15 protein-coding genes are annotated in these 18,027 nt (G+C 67.3%); 4 read left to right on the top strand and 11 right to left on the bottom strand.

The features are described from left to right. The first annotated feature begins 91 nt into the window (after positions 1 to 91). The 4 genes from aceE to lpdA are packed head-to-tail and all read left to right on the top strand — an operon-like array spanning position 92 to position 6,943. Positions 92 to 2,812, top strand: a complete 2,721-nt coding sequence (gene aceE / locus ASF45_RS05875) for a pyruvate dehydrogenase (acetyl-transferring), homodimeric type (protein ID WP_056658498.1) — start codon at positions 92 to 94, stop codon at positions 2,810 to 2,812. 29 nt (positions 2,813 to 2,841) lie between these two features. Continuing rightward, on the top strand, positions 2,842 to 4,503 hold the full coding sequence (aceF, locus tag ASF45_RS05880) for a dihydrolipoyllysine-residue acetyltransferase (RefSeq protein ID WP_056658504.1): 1,662 nt from the start codon (positions 2,842 to 2,844) through the stop codon (positions 4,501 to 4,503). Positions 4,504 to 4,516: 13 nt separating this feature from the next. After that, the gene (locus tag ASF45_RS05885) at positions 4,517 to 5,113 is read left to right on the top strand and encodes a hypothetical protein (protein ID WP_056658511.1); all 597 of its coding nucleotides are present in this window, start codon (positions 4,517 to 4,519) and stop codon (positions 5,111 to 5,113) included. A gap of 24 nt (positions 5,114 to 5,137) precedes the next feature. Continuing rightward, positions 5,138 to 6,943 (top strand): dihydrolipoyl dehydrogenase, encoded by a 1,806-nt coding sequence (gene lpdA / locus ASF45_RS05890; protein ID WP_056658519.1) that lies wholly within the window; start codon positions 5,138 to 5,140, stop codon positions 6,941 to 6,943. Positions 6,944 to 6,995: 52 nt separating this feature from the next. On the opposite strand, the gene ASF45_RS05895 is transcribed toward lpdA, so the two are convergent. From ASF45_RS05895 to serB, 11 genes are all read right to left on the bottom strand, one after another. Further along, the gene (locus ASF45_RS05895; RefSeq protein WP_056658524.1) at positions 6,996 to 7,547 is read right to left on the bottom strand and encodes a hypothetical protein; all 552 of its coding nucleotides are present in this window, start codon (positions 7,545 to 7,547) and stop codon (positions 6,996 to 6,998) included. Between the two features lie 65 nt (positions 7,548 to 7,612). Next, complete coding sequence (gene soxA / locus ASF45_RS05900) at positions 7,613 to 8,362, bottom strand: sulfur oxidation c-type cytochrome SoxA (protein ID WP_056658527.1); 750 nt, start codon at positions 8,360 to 8,362, stop codon at positions 7,613 to 7,615. Continuing rightward, positions 8,359 to 8,679, bottom strand: a complete 321-nt coding sequence (soxZ, locus tag ASF45_RS05905) for a thiosulfate oxidation carrier complex protein SoxZ (RefSeq protein WP_056658531.1) — start codon at positions 8,677 to 8,679, stop codon at positions 8,359 to 8,361. Before soxZ ends, soxA begins: the two co-directional genes overlap by 4 nt. A gap of 10 nt (positions 8,680 to 8,689) precedes the next feature. Then, a complete protein-coding gene (locus tag ASF45_RS05910; protein WP_056658538.1) occupies positions 8,690 to 9,139 on the bottom strand; it encodes a thiosulfate oxidation carrier protein SoxY in 450 nt (149 codons plus the stop codon). Between the two features lie 4 nt (positions 9,140 to 9,143). Continuing rightward, a complete protein-coding gene (gene soxX, locus ASF45_RS05915) occupies positions 9,144 to 9,572 on the bottom strand; it encodes a sulfur oxidation c-type cytochrome SoxX (protein ID WP_056658546.1) in 429 nt (142 codons plus the stop codon). Next, positions 9,572 to 11,755, bottom strand: a complete 2,184-nt coding sequence (locus tag ASF45_RS05920; RefSeq protein WP_056658550.1) for a molybdopterin cofactor-binding domain-containing protein — start codon at positions 11,753 to 11,755, stop codon at positions 9,572 to 9,574. Before ASF45_RS05920 ends, soxX begins: the two co-directional genes overlap by 1 nt. Next, entirely contained in the window at positions 11,752 to 12,252 is a 501-nt protein-coding gene (locus ASF45_RS05925) for a (2Fe-2S)-binding protein (RefSeq protein ID WP_056658553.1), read from the bottom strand. Before ASF45_RS05925 ends, ASF45_RS05920 begins: the two co-directional genes overlap by 4 nt. A gap of 91 nt (positions 12,253 to 12,343) precedes the next feature. Beyond that, entirely contained in the window at positions 12,344 to 13,876 is a 1,533-nt protein-coding gene (locus ASF45_RS05930) for a SpoVR family protein (RefSeq protein WP_056658556.1), read from the bottom strand. A 15-nt stretch (positions 13,877 to 13,891) separates the two neighbouring features. Further along, entirely contained in the window at positions 13,892 to 15,163 is a 1,272-nt protein-coding gene (locus ASF45_RS05935) for a YeaH/YhbH family protein (RefSeq protein WP_056658562.1), read from the bottom strand. Between the two features lie 12 nt (positions 15,164 to 15,175). Next, positions 15,176 to 17,098, bottom strand: a complete 1,923-nt coding sequence (locus ASF45_RS05940) for a PrkA family serine protein kinase (protein ID WP_056658567.1) — start codon at positions 17,096 to 17,098, stop codon at positions 15,176 to 15,178. A gap of 199 nt (positions 17,099 to 17,297) precedes the next feature. Beyond that, on the bottom strand, positions 17,298 to 18,011 hold the full coding sequence (gene serB / locus ASF45_RS05945) for a phosphoserine phosphatase SerB (RefSeq protein WP_056658570.1): 714 nt from the start codon (positions 18,009 to 18,011) through the stop codon (positions 17,298 to 17,300). Between the last annotated feature and the right edge of the window lie 16 nt (positions 18,012 to 18,027).

Raw genomic sequence — 18,027 nt, forward strand, 5'->3', positions numbered from 1 at the left:
GCTATTTGAAAACTGAAGGGCGTGTGCGACACTTCGCCGCGCGGCCGAGAGTCGGCCCCTAGATACCGTCCATCTATTTCGAGGAGACCGCATGTCAGCCCAACCCCAGAACCCGTCTGGCGCCGCCAACGACCCCCAGGACACCGACCGCCAGGAGACACGCGAGTGGATGGACGCGCTGTCCGCCGTCATCGCCAGCGACGGTCCCGGACGTGCCCATTACCTGCTTGAGCAACTGCTGGAACACGCGCGCCAGAACACGGTGGACATGCCGTTCTCGGCCAACACCGGCTACGTGAACACCATCGAGCCCGGCGAAGAGGCCCGCAGCCCGGGCAATCTGGAGATCGAACAGCGCCTGCGCGCCTACATGCGCTGGAACGCCATGGCCATGGTGGTCAAGGCCAACCGCCACCATCCGGCCGAAGGCGGTGACCTGGGGGGGCACATCGGCTCCTTCGCCTCGCTGGCCAGCATGTTCGGCGCCGGCTTCAACCACTTCTGGCATGCCGAGAGCGAAAAGCACGGCGGCGATTGCATCTACATCCAGGGCCACGTCTCGCCAGGCGTCTATGCGCGCGCCTACCTGGAGGGCCGGCTGACCGAAGACCAACTGCTCAACTTCCGCCAGGAAGTGGACGGCAAGGGCCTGTCGAGCTACCCGCACCCCAAGCTCATGCCCGAGTTCTGGCAGTTCCCCACCGTGTCCATGGGCCTGGGCCCGCTGATGGCGATCTACCAGGCGCGCTTCCTGAAGTACCTGCATGCCCGCGGCATCGCCGACACCGCCAACCGCAAGGTCTGGGTGTTCTGCGGCGACGGCGAGATGGACGAGGTCGAATCGCTGGGCGCGATCGGCCTGGCCGCCCGTGAGAATCTGGACAACCTGATCTTCGTCATCAACTGCAACCTGCAGCGCCTGGACGGCCCGGTGCGCGGCAACGGCAAGATCATCCAGGAGCTCGAGGGCGAGTTCCGCGGCTCGGGCTGGAACGTCGTCAAGCTGATCTGGGGCAAGGGCTGGGACGCACTCTTGGCCAAGGACCATGACGGCGCGCTGCGCGAGCTCATGATGAAGACCAACGACGGCGACTACCAGGCCATGAAGGCCAACGACGGTGCCTACGTGCGCAAGCACTTCTTCGGCCGTGACCCGCGCACGGCCAAGATGGTCGAGAACATGACGGACGACGAGATCTGGAACCTGCAGCGTGGTGGCCACGACTCGCAGAAGGTCTACGCCGCCTTCCACGCCGCGCAGAACCACAGCGGCCAGCCCACCGTGCTGCTGGTGAAGACCGTCAAGGGCTTCGGCATGGGCAAGATCGGCGAGGGCAAGAACACTGTCCACCAGACCAAGAAGCTCAGCGACGAGGACATCAAGTCCTTCCGCGACCGCTTCAACATCCCGATCCCGGACAGCCAGATCGCCGAACTGCCGTTCTACAAGCCGGCTGACGACACGCCGGAGATGAAGTACCTGCACGAGCGCCGCAAGGCCCTGGGCGGCTACCTGCCGCACCGCCGCACCAAGGCCGACGAGAGCTTCACCGTGCCGGCGCTGGAGACCTTCAAGTCGGTCATCGAGCCCACGGCCGAAGGCCGCGAGATCTCGACCACGCAGGCCTATGTGCGCTTCCTGACGCAGCTGCTGCGCGACCAGGCGCTGGGGCCGCGCGTGGTGCCCATCCTCGTGGACGAGGCCCGCACCTTCGGCATGGAAGGCCTGTTCCGCCAGGTCGGCATCTACAACCCGCACGGTCAGCAGTACACCCCGGTCGACAAGGACCAGGTCATGTACTACAAGGAAGACAAGGCCGGCCAGATCCTGCAGGAAGGCATCAACGAAGCCGGCGGCATGGCCAGCTGGATCGCTGCCGCCACGAGCTACAGCACCAGCAACCGCATCATGGTGCCGTTCTACGTGTACTACTCGATGTTCGGCTTCCAGCGCATCGGCGACCTGGCCTGGGCGGCCGGCGACATGCAGGCGCGCGGGTTCCTGCTGGGCGGCACCTCGGGCCGCACCACGCTGAACGGCGAAGGCCTGCAGCACGAAGACGGCCACAGCCACATCCTGGCCGGCACCATCCCGAACTGCGTGAGCTACGACCCGACCTTCGCGCACGAAGTCGGCGTGATCCTGCACCATGGCCTCAAGCGCATGGTCGAGCGCCAGGACAACGTCTACTACTACATCACGCTGCTCAACGAGAACTACCCCATGCCCGGCCTGCAGCCCGGCACGGAAGAGCAGATCATCAAGGGCATGTACCTGGCCAAGCAGGCGCCTGCGCTGGCAGCCGGTGCGCCCACCGTGCAACTGCTGGGCAGCGGCACCATCCTGCGCGAATCCTTCTTCGCCCAGGAACTGCTCGAGAAGGACTGGGGCGTTGCCGCCGGTGTCTGGAGCTGCCCGAGCTTCAACGAGCTGGGCCGCGACGGCCAGGACGCCGAGCGCTGGAACCTGCTGCACCCGACCGAAACGCCGCGCCAGAGCTTCGTGGCGCAGCAGCTGTCGGGCTCGGTGGGCCCGGTGGTTGCCTCGACCGACTACATGAAGTCGTATGCCGAGCAGATCCGCCCGTTCGTGCCGCCCGGACGCAACTACAAGGTGCTGGGCACCGACGGCTTCGGCCGCAGCGACTTCCGCAGCAAGCTGCGCGAGCACTTCGAGATCAACCGCCACTACATCGTCGTGGCCGCGCTGAAGGCCTTGAGCGAAGATGGCACCGTGCCGGTCGCCAAGGTGGCAGAAGCGATCGCCAAGTACGGCATCAAGACCGACAAGGTCAACCCGCTGTACGCCTGATTCCACAACACACGAGCGAGACGAACAACATGGCATTGGTGGAAGTGCAAGTCCCCGACATCGGGGATTTCGATGAAGTGAGCGTGATCGAGGTCATGGTCAAGCCGGGCGACACGGTCAAGGCCGAGCAGTCTCTGATCACGGTCGAATCGGACAAGGCCTCGATGGAGATCCCGTCCAGCGCCGCCGGCGTGGTCAAGGAGATCAAGGTCGCCGTGGGCGACAAGGTCAAGCAGGGCTCGCTGGTGCTGGTGCTGGAAGGCGCTGGCGAGGCGGCCGCCCCGGCAGCTGCAGCACCTGCGCCTGCTGCCGCACCTGCGCCCGCTGCTGCGGCGCCGGCTGCCGCGCCGCAGGCCCCTGCGCAAGGCGGCGGCACGGTCGAGATCCGCGTGCCCGACATCGGCGACTTCAAGGACGTGGCCGTCATCGAGATCATGGTCAAGCCAGGCGACAGCATCAAACTCGAGCAATCGCTGATCACGGTGGAGAGCGACAAGGCCTCGATGGAGATCCCGTCGTCCGCGGCCGGCGTGCTCAAGGAGCTCAAGGTCAAGGTCGGCGACACCGTGAACATCGGTGACCTGCTGGGCACGGTGGAATCCGCTGGTGCTCCGGTTGCTGCCAGCCCCGCGCCGGCGGCTGCCGCCGCCGCACCTACCGCCGCCAAGAGCGAGGCGGCCGCGCCGGCCCCCGCTGCTGCACCTGCTGCGGCCGCTGCACCCGCTGCCGCGCACAACCCGACCGTCGCGCCCACCGGCGCGCTGCCGCATGCCTCACCCTCGGTGCGCAAGTTCGCCCGTGAGCTGGGCGTGCCGCTGGCCGAGGTCAAGGGCTCGGGCCCCAAGGGCCGCATCACGCAGGACGACGTGCAGGGCTTCACCAGGTCGGTGATGAGCGGTGCCGTGCAGACCAAGGCCCAGGCCGCCAAGGCCCCGGCTGGCGGTGGCGGCGGTGCCGGCCTGGATCTGCTGCCCTGGCCCAAGGTCGACTTCGCCAAGTTCGGCCCCGTCGAGCGCAAGGACCTGTCGCGCATCAAGAAGATCTCGGGCGCGAACCTGCACCGCAACTGGGTGATGATCCCGCACGTCACCAACAACGACGACGCCGACATCACCGAGCTGGAAGCCTTCCGCGTCTCCACCAACAAAGAGAATGAGAAGTCCGGCATCAAGGTGACCATGCTGGCCTTCGTGATCAAGGCGGTGGTCGCGGCGCTCAAGAAGTACCCCGAGTTCAACGCCAGCCTGGACGGCGACGCGCTGGTCTACAAGAAGTACTTCCACATCGGCTTCGCGGCCGACACGCCGAACGGCCTGGTCGTTCCCGTGCTGCGCGACGCCGACAAGAAGGGCGTCATGCAGATCAGCCAGGAGATGGGCGAACTCGCCAAGAAGGCGCGCGACGGCAAGATGGGCCCGGCCGACATGACCGGCGGCTGCTTCTCGATCAGCTCCCTGGGCGGCATCGGCGGCACGCACTTCACGCCCATCGTGAACGCGCCCGAGGTGGCGATCCTCGGCCTGTCCAAGAGCGCGATGAAGCCGGTCTGGGACGGCAAGCAGTTCGTGCCGCGCCTGACGCTGCCGCTGTCGCTGTCCTATGACCACCGCGTCATCGACGGTGCCGCGGCCGCGCGTTTCAACGCGTACCTGGGCCAGGTGCTCGCGGACTTCCGCCGCATCATTCTTTGAAGCGCCGGCAGGCATGACGACCGTCGTTGTCGCGAAGAAGGCGGGTCAGGTCGCGATCGCGGCCGACACGCTGGTCACCTTCGGTGACACGCGCCTGACGCACCGCTTCGAGGACAACAGCAAGATCTTCCAGCTCGACACGCCAGCCGGGCCCACCTACGTGGGCATGGCCGGCACCGTGGCGCACTTCCCCGTGCTGCGCAAGGCCCTGGCGGGCCTGCCGCGCGAGGAGTTGCGGCTGTCGAGCAAGGACGAGGTGTTCGAGACCTTCACGCGGCTGCACCCGGTCCTCAAGGAGAAGTTCTTCCTGCAGACCAAGGAAGACGACGGCGACCCGTACGAGTCCAGCCAGTTCAGTGTGCTGCTGGCCAACGCCAGTGGCATCTACGGGCTGTACAGCTACCGCGAGGTGTTCGAGTTCAAGGAGTTCTGGGGCATCGGTTCGGGCCGCAGCTTCGCGCTCGGGGCCATGCATGCGGCGTCCACGCACACCAAGACGGCACGTGAGCTCGCGCTGATCGGTGTGCAGACCGGCTGCGAATTCGACAAGAACTCGGCCGGTCCGGTCGAGGTCTTCACGGTCAAGATGAAGAAATCAGCCGCCGCCTGAGCGCGCGGCATTGGAGAGAGATTCATGGCAAGCATCGACATCAAGGTTCCGGACATCGGCGACTTCAGCGAGGTCGCCGTCATCGAACTGCTGGTCAAGGTGGGCGACACCATCAAGCCCGAGCAGTCGCTGATCACGGTGGAGAGCGACAAGGCCTCGATGGAGATTCCGTCCAGCCACGGTGGCAAGGTCACCGCGCTCAAGGTGGCCGTGGGCGACAAGGTCGCCGAAGGCTCGGTCGTGCTGACGCTGGAAGCCGAAGGCGAAGCCACTGCTGCCGCACCCGCGCCGGCACCTGCTGCTGCACCGGCGGCCCCGGCCGCCGCACCGACGCCTGCCCCGCAAGCTGCCGGCAGCTACGGCGGCGGCGTCGACCTGGAGTGCGACACGCTGGTCCTGGGCGCCGGCCCCGGCGGCTACTCAGCCGCCTTCCGCAGCGCCGACCTCGGCATGAAGACCGTGCTCGTGGAGCGCTACGCGACGCTGGGCGGTGTCTGCCTGAACGTGGGCTGCATCCCGTCCAAGGCGCTGCTGCACGTGGCCGCCGTGATGGACGAGGTCAAGCACTTCGCCGATCTGGGCATCGACTACGGCGCCCCCAAGGTCGACCGCGCCAAGCTGCTCGCGCACAAGAACAAGGTGGTCGGCAAGCTGACGGGTGGCCTCACGGCCATGGCCAAGATGCGCAAGGTGACCACCGTGCGTGGCGTCGGCAGCTTCATCGACCCGCACCACCTGGAAGTGCAGGAGACCTCCGGCAGCGGCCAGGAGCTCTCGGGCAAGAAGCAGGTCATCAGGTTCCGCCACTGCATCATCGCGGCCGGCTCGCAGGCCGTGCACCTGCCGTTCATGCCCAAGGGCGATCCGCGCGTGGTCGACTCCACCGGCGCGCTGGACCTGGCGACCGATCCCAAGCGCATGCTGATCCTGGGCGGCGGCATCATCGGCCTGGAGATGGGCACGGTCTACTCCACGCTGGGCGCGCGCCTGGACGTGGTGGAAATGCTGGACGGCCTCATGCAGGGCGCCGACCGCGACCTCGTCAAGGTCTGGCAGAAGATGAACGCGCCGCGCTTCGACAACATCATGACCTCCACCAAGACCGTGGGCGCCGAGGCGACCAAGGAGGGCATCAAGGTCATGTTCGAAGGCGCCAACGCACCCAAGGAGCCGCAGGTCTACGACCTCGTGCTGCAGGCCGTGGGCCGCACGCCCAACGGCAAGAAGATCGGCGCCGAGAAGGCTGGCGTCGCGGTGAGCGATCGCGGCTTCATCCCGGTCGACATCCAGATGCGCACCAACGTGCCGCACATCTTCGCGATCGGCGACATCGTGGGGCAGCCCATGCTGGCACACAAGGCCGTGCACGAGGCGCATGTGGCGGCCGAGGTCATCGCCGGCGAGCAAAAGGGCGACAAGGAACTGCTGAGCGCGGCCTTCAACGCCCGCGTGATCCCCAGCGTGGCCTACACCGACCCCGAGGTCGCCTGGGTCGGCCTGACCGAGGACCAGGCCAAGGCCGAGGGCATCAAGGTCAAGAAGGGCCATTTCCCGTGGACGGCCTCGGGCCGGGCGATTGCCAACACGCGCGACGAAGGCTTTACCAAGTTGCTGTTCGACGCCGAGACGCACCGCATCCTGGGTGGCGGCATCGTCGGCACGCACGCGGGCGACATGGTTGGCGAGATTGCGCTGGCCATCGAGATGGGCGCCGACGAAATCGACATCGGCAAGACCATCCATCCGCACCCCACGCTGGGCGAGAGCATCGGCATGGCGGCCGAGGTGGCGCACGGCACCTGCACGGACCTGCCGCCGGTCAGGAAGTGACGCGTTCGCGCGCATGTGCGAGGGCCGCCACGTGCGGCCCCTTTTCATGCGGTCATTCCAGCTGGATCTTGATGCCCTCGTCCAGCACCGTGATCGCGCCGACCTCGTAGGTTTTCAGGCCCACGGTCATCTCTTCCCTGGTGAAGCTGCGCAGCACATGGTCGTGCAGCAACTCCTGCGCGACCACGGCGGCGATGCGGCGCAGCCGCTCGGCATCGCCGCCGGCCAGGCCCTGCAATTCCAGGTGCTCCACGCTGGGCCGGTCCAGCCGCAATGCGCGCGCGGCGGCGTCCCAGCGCAGCGCGCTGCTCAGGGCCACGGTGCCGCCGACCTGGCCGCCGCGCAGCCAGGGGCTGGCGATGGTCAGCGCGGCCGTGAGGCCTGTGCGCTGGACCGGCGCATTCAGGCCCAGGCGCGGGTCCTGCAGGCGCACGCGGAAGATCTCGGCATAGCGCTGCTCGAGCGGGAACTGCTTCTCCACGAGCGCTTGCAGCTCGGCATGGCTGGCGGTGTACTCGCCCGTGAAGAAGTTGAAGCCCGCTTGGCCGATGGCCGGGAGCGCGGCGAAGGTGAGGAACAGGCAGCGGCGACGGTGCAGGGGCATGGCAGCTATTGTGGTCGGCGGGCAGCGTTGCGCGGCCAAAACCACCGCGTCGCGTGGCTTCATCGTCAGGGCCGCACGGCCGGCGTCTCCAGCGGCAAGCCCCGCGCGCGCTGCGCCAGATACAGCTCCAACTCCACCAGTTCGGCCGCGCCGAACAGGGGGGCCTGCGCCCGCACGCCCGTCATGCAGTTGCGCAGCCGGCGCTGCAGCGAGCCCATGCCCTGCCATTCGAGCCGGTAGATTGGATAGCCCGTTGCCTGGCCCTGGGTGATGGGGTTGCCGGCCAGCTTGCGGTCCCAGGCGCCGTCATGGCATTGGGCACAGGACATGTCGAGCTGGCCGATGCGGCGGGTGTACGCGGCCTGGCCGCGCGCCGTGAACGGCGCCAGCCGCGGGTCTTCGTTGGGCGCGATCGGCAAGCCGCGCGACTGCTGCGCGACATAGGTCTCCAGGCTCAGCAGCAGTTCGCTCTCGGGTGCCCAGGGCGCGGCCTGCTGGTACCGCACCCGGCACTGCAGGATGCGCTGGGACAGGTTGAGCGGGCCCTGGCTGGCCTGGTCGAAGGCCGGGTAGCGTGTGGCCACGCCGCGCATGGACTGGCTGGCGTCGCCATGGCAGGACATGCAGCTGCGCTGGTCGCGGCCCTCGGGCCTGTGCCAGAGCGCCTGGCCTTCGTGCAGCCACAGCATGGCGGGGTTCTGGCTGTCGTCACGCTGCATGGCCTGCGTCGTCGGGCCCATGAAGTCCAGCCCCGAACGCGCCTGCTGCGCGCCGGCGGATGTGCACACCAGCAGCAGTGCGAGCCAGGCCCTCATTCGACGCGCACGGCGACGGTCTCGGTCTGCGAGAAGCCCTTGTCGCCCTCCCAGGTGATGCGCAACTCTCCGCTGCGCTCGGCGCGCACCTGGAAGGCCATGTAGGGGTTGGCCGCGATGGCGGGGTACAGGTCGGCGCTGAAGACCAGCGCGCCGTCCAGCGTGCACTGCAAGCGTGTGACGATGTCGCGCGGCAGCACGCGGCCGTTCTCGTCGGGGCGGTAGCCGGTTTCCATCGGGTGGGCGATCGTGGTGCGCACCTCGAAGGGCTCGCCGCGGCGCACGCTGGGCGGGACGTGGATCAGGGTACGGGCCATGCGAATTCCTCTATTCGATGCAGGCGGCCAACGTGACCACCACGTCCACGGTGTGCGAGAAGGCCGAGCCGTCCTCCAGCAGGGCCACCGCCACGAGTTTCTGCGAGGTGGCCAGGCGGATGCGTGTCGCGGCCCAGGCCCGGCCCGAAGCCGGGCCGAAGCGAAAGCGCGCCACGTCGCGCTGCGGGTTGCGCTCGTTGAACAGTGCCAGGCTGCGCAGCTGCGGCAGCGCGATGCCCCCGTCGACCGACAGCGTGACGGGCACGGCGTTGCCGTTCTCCACCAGCGTGGAGATGTCCAGCCGCACGCGGCCGGGCTCGGGTGTGCGGCCGCCGGTGAAGGTGGCGATGGCAGCCGCCAGGTCGCCCGTGGCGGCCATGCCTGGGCGCACGACCAGGCTGGCGGCCAGGCCCGTGCCCAGCGCCAGGGCGTGGCGGCGTTGCGGGTCGAAGACGGTCAAGACATCACTCCTTGAGGCTGGACAGGTAGGCCACCACGTCCTCGATCTGCTGCGCGTCCAGCAGCGGCTTGCCGCGCCAGGCCGCGCCCACCTGCTGCAGGCCCTCGGTGCGGTGGTAGGCTGGCATGATGGTGCCGGGCACCAGGCGCTGCGGCTCCACCAGCCGCAGCCGCAGCTGGCCAGGGCGCCAGCGGGTGCCGGCTCCCGCCAGGTTCGGCGCCAGGTCGCCCTGGAAGCGCTCCTCCGGGATCGGCGCACCATGGCACAGCAGGCACAGGCCCAGCTGCCGGTTGGCCACGATGGCGCGGCCGCGTGCGGCATCGCCGGCCAGGCCCGCGAGCGGCGCCGCGATGGCATCGCCTTCGATGGTGTAGGGCGCCAGCGGCTGGGCGACCGCCGCGCCTGCCAGCAGCAGCGGCAGGAGCCCGCGCATCAGGCCTTCTTGAGATCGTGGTTCTTGAGCGGCAGCGTGCGGATGCGCTTGCCCGTGGCCGCGAAGATGGCGTTGAGCACGGCCGGCGCCGCCACCGCGATGGTCGGCTCGCCGACCCCGCCCCAGAAGCCACCCGAGGGCACGATCACGGTCTCCACGGCCGGCATCTCGTCCATCTTCAGAACAGGGTAGGTGGCGAAGTTGTCCTGCTCGATGCGGCCGTCCTTGACCGTGCACTCGCCGTACAGCGCGGCCGACAGGCCGTAGGCGAAGGAGCCCTCGACCTGGGCCTCGATCTGCTGCGGGTTGACGGCGTAGCCCGGGTCGGTGGCCGCGACGATGCGGTGCACCTTGAGCTTGCCGTCGTCGCTGACCGAGACCTCGGCGCAGGCCGCCACGTAGCTGCCGAAGCCCATGGTCTGCGCCAGGCCGCGGAAGCGCCCGGCCGGCGCCGGCTTGTCCCAGCCCACGCGCTCGGCCACGGCATTGAGCACGGCCAGGTGCTTGGGGTGCTGGGCCATGAGCTTGCGCCGCAGCGCCAGGGGGTCCTGCTTCGTCGCGTGCGCGATCTCGTCGATGAAGGACTCCAGGTAGATCGCGTTCTGGTTCAGGTTCACGCCGCGCCAGAAGCCCGGCGGCACATGCGGGTTGCGCATGGCGTGGTCGACCAGCAAGTGCGGCACGCTGTAGCCGATCGAGGCCTCGGGCCCCGGCGCATTGAGGCCCTGGAACACCACGGGATCGCGGCCGTCCTTGATGTTCTGAGGAAAGATGCCGGCCACGATGGACTGGCCCGAAATGCGCATGTGCAAGGCCTGCAGTTCGCCCTTGGCGTCCAGCCCTGCCACCAAGCGGCACTGCGTGACCGGGTGGTACAGGCCGTGCTGCATGTCCTCCTCGCGCGACCAGATCAGCTTGACCGGCACGCCGGGCATCTGCCTGGCAATCGCCACGGACTGGCGCACCCAGTCGTGCACGGCGCCGCGGCGGCCGAAGCCGCCCCCCAGGTGGATCTTGTAGACCTCGCACTGCGCCGGTGGCAGGCCGGCGGCTTCGGCTGCGGCGGCCAGCGCGGCCTCGCCGTTCTGCGTGGGCGTCCAGACCTCGCAGCGCTCCGGCGTCCAGCGCGCCGTCGCGTTCATGGTCTCCATGGTCGCGTGGTTCTGGTGCGGGTAGCTGTAGGTGGCCTCGATGCGGCGCGCGGCGCCGGCCAGCGCGGCCTTGGCGTCGCCGTTGCTGTTGCCCACGACCGCTTGCTCGGCCGTGAGGCCAGCCCTCAGCACCTCGGCGAAGCCGGCGCTGGAGGCCTGGGCGTGTTGGCCGAAGTCCCATTCGACGGGCAGGGCGTCCAGCGCGGTCTTGGCGCGCCACCAGGTGTCGGCCACGACGGCCACGGCGTTGTCGCCCACGCGCACGACCTTCTGCACGCCACGCCGCTTCTCCACGGCCGCCGCGTCGAAGGACTTGAGCGTGCCGCCGAACACGGGGCAGGCCTTGATCGCGGCATTCAGCAGGCCGGGCATCTTGAGGTCCATGCCGTAGACCTGCTTGCCCGTGACCTTCTCCACCGTGTCCAGCCGCGCCAGCCGCTTGCCGATGAGCTGCCAGTCCTTGGGATCCTTGAGCGGCACGTCGGCCGGCGGCTTGAGCTTGCCGGCGGCAGCGGCCACCTTGCCGTAGGTGGTCGTGCGGCCCGTGGGCTGGTGCGTGATCACGCTTTTGGCCGCGCGGCATTCGGCTGCCGGCACCTTCCAGCCGTCGGCCGCGGCCTGAACCAGCATCACGCGCGCGACGGCGCCGCCCTTGCGCACGTAGTCGTGCGACTCGCGGATGCCGCGGCTGCCGCCCGTGGAGAAGTTGCCCCAGGCGCGCTGGCGCGCGAGGTTCTGGCCCGGCGTGGGGTATTCGGTCGTGACCTTGGCCCAGTCGCAGTCCAGCTCGTCGGCCACCAGCTGCGCCAGGCCCGTCAGCGTGCCCTGGCCCATCTCGGAGCGCGCGATGCGAACGACCACGGTGTCGTCGGGCTTCACGACGACCCAGGCGTTGACCTCGTCGGGCAGTGGCGTCTGCGCCAGGCTCTTGCGGGGGATGTGGAAACCGACGACCAGCGCGCCGGCCGTCGCGGCGGTACCGCCGATGAAACGGCGGCGGGTGGGGGCGGGGGTGAGGGTGGCGACGTTCATGTCACGCTCCCGTCCACATGCCGGATCGACAGGCCGGCCGACTTGGTGCTGCCCTGGGCGACGGCCTTGATCGCGGCGCGCACCCGGTTGTAGGTGCCGCAGCGGCAGATGTTGGTGATGGCCTCGTCGATGTCCTGGTCGCTGGGGTTGGGCTTGGTCTTGAGCAATGCGCTCGCGGCCATGACCATGCCGCACTGGCAGAAGCCGCACTGCGGCACGTCCAGCGCCACCCAGGCCTTTTGCACCGGGTGGGAGCCATCGGGCGACAGGCCCTCGATGGTCACGATCTTCTCGGTCGGCTCGATGGTGGAGACCGGCCGCACGCAACTGCGCGTGGGCACGCCGTCCAGGTGCACGGTGCAGGCCCCGCAAGCCGCGATGCCGCAGCCGTACTTGGTGCCGGTCAGGCCGAGCTGCTCGCGCAGCACCCATAGGAGAGGGGTGTCGTCTTCGACATCGACCTCGCGTTGCACTCCGTTCACGTTCAATCGTCGCATCGGGGCTCCTGGCTGTTGGCTGAGAACTGCAAGTAGACGAGCGCGCGCGGCCGAAGTTCCACGGAACCGGCCGGACGGGGCAGCGGGGGCTTCAGGCCGGGTCGGATGCGCGCCTGCGGCGGTCCTGGCGGTGCTCGGCCACAGGCTCGACCGAGCCGTCGGCGTTCTGGCGTTCGAGCCGCACGTTGAAGCCCCACAGGGTGCCCAGGTGCGAGAGCATGGTGGCGGCCGAATCGCCGAGCGGGCGGCGCTGGTGCGCGAAGTGGCGCAGCGTCAGCGAACGGTCGCCGCGCAGGTCGACGTTCCAGACCTGGATGTTGGGCTCGCGGCTGCCCAGGTCGTACTGCTCGGCCAACTGGCGTCGCAGTGCGCGGTAGCCGTTCTCGTCGTGGATGGCCTGGATCTCCAGCTTGCTGCGGCTGTCGTCGTCGAGCACCGAGAACAGGCGGAAGTCGCGCATGACCTTGGGCGACAGGAACTGCGCGACGAAGCTTTCGTCCTTGAAGTTCTGCATCGCGAAGTCGAAGGTCTTGCGCCAGTCCGAGCCGGCGAAGTCGGGGAACCAGGCGCGGTCTTCGGCGGTCGGCTCCTCGCAGATGCGGCGGATGTCGCGCCACATCGCAAAGCCCAGCGCGTAGACGTTGATGCCCGAGAAGTGCTGGCTGTTGTAGGGCGGCTGGTAGACCACGTTGGTGTGGGACTGCAGGAACTCCATCATGAAGCCGTCCGACAGCTGCCCCTGGTCGTACAGCGTGTTCAGGATGGTGTAGTGCCAGTAGGTGGCCCAGCCTTCGTTCATGACCTGGGTCTGGCGCTGCGGATAGAAGTACTGGCCGATCTTGCGCACGATGCGCACCACCTCGCGCTGCCAGGGCTCCAGCAGCGGCGCGTGCTTCTCGATGAAGTACAGCAGGTTCTCTTCAGGCTCCTTGGGGAAGCGCTCCTCCTTGGCCTGCTGCTCGGCCTCGTGCCGCGGCGGCAGCGTGCGCCACAGGTCGTTGACCTGGGCCTGCAGGTACTCCTCGCGCTCCTTCTGGCGCAGCGTTTCCTTCTCGAGCGACAGGCGCGGCGAGCGCTTGTAGCGGTCCACGCCCACGTTGGTCAGTGCATGGCAGGCATCCACCAGCCGCTCCACGGCCTCCACGCCATGGCGCTCCTCGCACTGCGCGATGTAGTTCTTGGCGAACACCAGGTAGTCGACGATGGCGTCGGCACTGGTCCATTGCCGGAACAGGTGGTTGCCCTTGAAGAACGAGTTGTGGCCATAGGCCGCGTGGGCGATCACGAGTGCCTGCATGGGCAGCGTGTTCTCGTCCATCAGGTAGGCGATGCAGGGGTTGGAGTTGATGACGATCTCGTACGCCAAACCCATCTGCCCGCGCTTGTAGCGGTTCTCGGTGGCCAGGAAATGCTTGCCGAACGACCAGTGGTGGTAGTAGACCGGCATGCCGATGGAGGCATAGGCGTCCATCATCTGCTCGGCGCTGATCACCTCGATCTGGTGCGGATAGGTGTCCAGCCCGTAGTCGCGCGCCACGCGCGCGATGGCTTCGTCGTACTCCTCGATCGCCTCGAAGGTCCACTCCGAGCCGGCGGGAAGGGGTTTGAACTGGGCCGGGGTCATGTCACTCCCTGACGATCAAGCGCGACGCTTGAAGAGTTCTCGGAACACGGGGTAGATGTCGGCCAGATTGGCGATGCGTTGCATCGCGAAGCGGCCGGCATGGGCTTCCTGGAGCTTGAGGTACTCCTCCCAGAGATTTTGCGGCGGGCCGTCGGTGATCTCGATGTAGGCGAAGTACTGCGTCAGTTCGAGGATCTGGTTTCCGAGGATCTCGCGGCAGCGCGGCGAGTCGTCGTGCCAGTTGTCGCCGTCCGAGGCCTGGGCGCCGTAGATGTTCCACAGGCTGCTGGGGTAGCGCGCCGCGATGATCTCATGCATGAGCGTCAGCGCGCTGGAGACCACCGTGCCGCCGGACTCGCGCGAGGTGAAGAAATCCTCCTCGCTGACCTCGCTGGCCACCGTGTGGTGGCGGATGAAGACCACCTCGATGTGCTCGTAGTTCCGGTTGAGGAACAGGTACAGCAGCATGAAGAAGCGCTTGGCCACGTTCTTGCGGCCCTCGTCCATGGAGCCCGACACGTCGAGCAGGCAGAACATCACGGCCTGCGTGGACGGCTTGGGCGTCTTCACACGGTTGTTGTAGCGCAGGTCGAAGGTGTCGACGAAAGGGATCTGGTCGATCTTGGCGCGCAGCTTGGTGATCTCCTTGCGCACGCGTTCGACCTCGGGATCGTCCTCGGGCAACTTCTCGCGCAGCTCGGCCAGTTCCTTCTCGAGCGCGCGCAGCTGGCTCAGGTAGGGCCCGCCGATGGCCACGCGCCGGCCGGCCGCGCCGCGCATGGTGCGCGTGAGGTTCACGTTGGTCGGCACGCCGGTCTGCACGAAGCCCGCACGCGTGCGCTTGAACTGCTCGATCTGGGCCAGCTGCTGCTTGACGAGGTTGGGCAGGGCCATCTCGTCGAAGAAGATGTCCAGGAACTCGTCCTTGGTCAGCGTGAAGACGAACTCGTCGAGGCCTTCGCCCTCGTTGCTGGCCTGGCCCTTGCCGCCGCCCCCGCCGCCCCCGCCCTTGGGCCGGTCGACCTGGTCGCCCGCGTTGAAGCGGTCGTTGCCGGGCCGCACCGCGTCCCAGACGCCGCCGCGCCCGTGCTCGAACTGGGGCTCGTCGATGTCCTTGCCGGGGATGCCGATCTTCTCGCCTTCGTCCAGGTCCTTGAGGCCGCGCTTGTTGATCGCGTCGGACACGGCCTTGCGGATCTGGCCCTTGAAGCGCCGGATGAAACGGCTGCGGTTGACCGAACTCTTGTTCTTGCTGTCGTTACGCCGGTCGACGATGCGCACGGTCATCTAAGGCCTTTCTCACGAGGACTTGCGTACGCGCAGATACCACTCGCAGAGCAGGCGCACCTGCTTTTCGGTGTAGCCCTTGGTGATCATGCGGTTCACGAAGTCCGCATGCTTCTTCTGCTCCTCGCCGCTGGCCTTGGCATTGAAGGAGATCACGGGCAGCAGCTCCTCGGTGTTCGAGAACATCTTCTTCTCGATCACGGCGCGCAGCTTCTCGTACGAAGTCCAGGCCGGATTCTTGCCGTCCTGCCGGGCCCGTGCGCGCAGCACGAAGTTGACGACCTCGTTGCGGAAGTCCTTGGGATTGGAGATGCCGGCGGGCTTCTCGATCTTCTCGAGTTCGTCGTTGAGCGCGCCACGGTCCAGGATCTCGCCCGTGTTCGGGTCGCGGTACTCCTGGTCCTGGATCCAGAAGTCGGCATACACCACATAGCGGTCGAAGATGTTCTGGCCGTACTCGGAGTAGCTCTCCAGGTAGGAGGTCTGGATCTCCTTGCCGATGAACTCCGCGTAGCGCGGCGACAGGAACTCCTTGATGTAGCGCAGGTACTTCTCGCCGACCTCTGGCGGGAACTGCTCCTGCTCGATCTGCTGCTCCAGCACGTACATCAGGTGCACGGGGTTGGCCGCCACTTCGCGGTGGTCGAAGTTGAACACGCGCGACAGGATCTTGAACGCGAAGCGCGTGGACAGGCCGGTCATGCCTTCGTCGACACCGGCGAAGTCGCGGTACTCCTGGAAGCTCTTGGCGCGCGGGTCGGTGTCCTTGAGGTTCTCGCCGTCGTACACGCGCATTTTGGAGAAGATGCTCGAGTTCTCAGGTTCCTTCAGCCGCGACAGCACCGAGAACTGGGCCAGCATGCGCAGCGTGTCGGGCGCGCAAGGCGCCTGCGCCAGCGAGGAGTTGACGACCAGCTTCTCGTAGATCTTGATCTCGTCGGCCACGCGCAGGCAGTAGGGCACCTTGACGATGTAGATCCGGTCGAGGAAGGCCTCGTTGTTGCGGTTGTTGCGGAAGGCCTGCCACTCGGCCTCGTTCGAGTGGGCCAGGATCAGGCCGTCGAACGGGATCGCGCCGAAGCCTTCCGTCCCCTTGTAGTTGCCTTCCTGCGTGGCGGTCAGCAGCGGGTGCAGCACCTTGATCGGCGCCTTGAACATCTCCACGAACTCGAGCACGCCACGGTTGGACAGGCACAGGCCGCCCGAGTAGGAGTAGGCGTCCGGGTCGTCCTGCGAATAGGTCTCGAGCTTGCGGATGTCGATCTTGCCGACCAGTGCCGAGATGTCCTGGTTGTTCTCGTCGCCGGGCTCGGTCTTGGACACGGCGATCTGCTTGAGCACCGAGGGTCGGATCTTGACCACGCGGAACTTGGTGATGTCGCCGCCGAACTCCTGCAGCCGCTTGACCGCCCAGGGGCTCATGATGGTGGACAGGTAGCGGCGCGGGATGCCGTAGTCGCCTTCGAGGATGCCGGCGTCTTCGTTCGCATCGAACAGGCCCAGCGGCGACTCGTGCACCGGCGAGCCCTTGATCGCGTAGAACGGCACCTTCTCGATGAGGTACTTGAGTCGCTCGGCGAGGGACGACTTGCCGCCGCCCACCGGGCCCAGCAGGTACAGCACCTGCTTCTTTTCTTCCAGACCCTGGGCCGCGTGGCGAAAGTACGAGACGATGCTCTCGATCACCTCTTCCATGCCGTACAGGTCGCGGAAGGCGGGGTACACGCGGATCATCTTGTTGGCGAAGATGCGCGACATGCGGGGGTCGGAACGCGTGTCTACCAGCTCCGATTCGCCGATCGCGAGCAGCATGCGCTCGGCAACGCTCGCATACGCGGTCGGATCGCGCTTGCACAACTCCAGGTATTCCTGGACCGACATTTCCTCTTCCTGGGCGGCTTCGAATCGGTCCTGGTAACGGGCAAAGATCGACATCGTTTCTCCTGTGGATTGGGAACAGCTGTCAACGCTTTGAGGGGCGTTTGGCAAGAAGGTTCGAACCATCATAGTCCTTCCCCGCCAGGCACAAGAAAACAAATAAGCGTGGTGTTGCGGGACTTCCAAAACCCTTTCGACACGGGCGTCGATGGGCCTGCAGAATGGTGTCCCCGCGCCCGCCGTGCGGGGCGCGCCCTCAGCCGCGCAGCAGTTCGAGCAGCCGGTCCAGGCCGCCGGCTTCGATGGAGACCATGGCCTGCTCGCGGACCTTGGGCTTGGCGTGGTAGGCCACCGACAGGCCAGCCTCTCCCATCATCGGCAGGTCGTTGGCGCCATCGCCGACCGCGATGCATTGCTGCGGCGCAGCGCCCAGCAGAGAGGCCACCTCCAGCAAGGTGCGGCGCTTCTCGGCACCATCGCAGATGTCGCCCCAGGCCTGCGGCACGACGCGGCCGGTCAGCGCGCCGTCGGCCTCGTCCAGCAGGTTGGAGCGCGTGAAGTCGATGCCCAGACGGTCACGCACGCGGTTGGCGAAGAAGGTGAAGCCGCCCGAGACCAGCAACACCTTGAGGCCGGCCGCCTTGCAGGCGGCCACGAGTTCGCTGGCGCCGGGGTTCAGGCGCAGGCGTTCGTCGTAGACCTGCTGCAGCGCGGCCACCGGCACGCCTTGCAGCAGCGCCACGCGGCGCGTGAGGCTTTCTTTGAAGTCCTTGATCTCGCCACGCATCGTGGCCTCGGTGATGGCCGCGACCTCGGCCTTCTTGCCGACCGCGTCGGCGATCTCGTCGATGCACTCGATGTTGATCAGCGTCGAGTCCATGTCGAACGCGATGAGCTTGAAGTCGGACAGTGCGAGCGGTGGCGTGAAGCCGCGGACCACGAGGCCGGGCGCGAAGGTGGATGCAGTCATGCAGTTCTTTGTGAAG

The sequence above is a fragment of the Pseudorhodoferax sp. Leaf265 genome (assembly GCF_001422365.1).
Lineage (GTDB): Bacteria > Pseudomonadota > Gammaproteobacteria > Burkholderiales > Burkholderiaceae_C > Pseudorhodoferax.